Genomic DNA, 314 nt, shown 5'->3' with positions numbered 1-314 from the left:
GGATATATAGAAACTGTTGCTGGGAAGGGGACTTATGTTTCACGTAAAAATAATGAACTACTAAAAGAACAAAGGCTTCGTCTATTGGAAAGTAAAGCGGAAGTGATTGTAAATGAAAGTAAAGCGTTGCAGCTTTCACTTGAAGATTTACAGCAGATGATTGCGTGTTTATATGAGGGGGAATAAGAGAAGTTAGAGCTAAAAAATGTTTGTAAAAGTTATCAAGATTTTGCAGTGAAAAATATAAGTTTTACGTTACCACGCGGATATATTATGGGATTTGTCGGACCGAATGGCGCAGGGAACAGTACGAA

Annotated in this window: 1 protein-coding gene and 1 pseudogene; both read left to right on the top strand. The window is 36.6% G+C overall.

Translation table 11 applies throughout. The annotated features are described in order from the left end of the window. Positions 1–186, top strand: a 186-nt coding sequence (locus ACSG5Z_RS30155) for a GntR family transcriptional regulator (protein WP_503827184.1), incomplete at its 5' end; no start/stop codon positions are given. A gap of 6 nt (positions 187–192) precedes the next feature. Further along, a pseudogene (locus tag ACSG5Z_RS30150) lies at positions 193–314 on the top strand (ATP-binding cassette domain-containing protein); the annotation flags it as partial.

This window comes from Bacillus pretiosus, assembly GCF_051294775.1.
GTDB lineage: Bacteria > Bacillota > Bacilli > Bacillales > Bacillaceae_G > Bacillus_A > Bacillus_A wiedmannii.
Note: the sequence above shows the minus strand (reverse complement) of the source record. Positions and strands in the feature narration are given on the sequence as shown.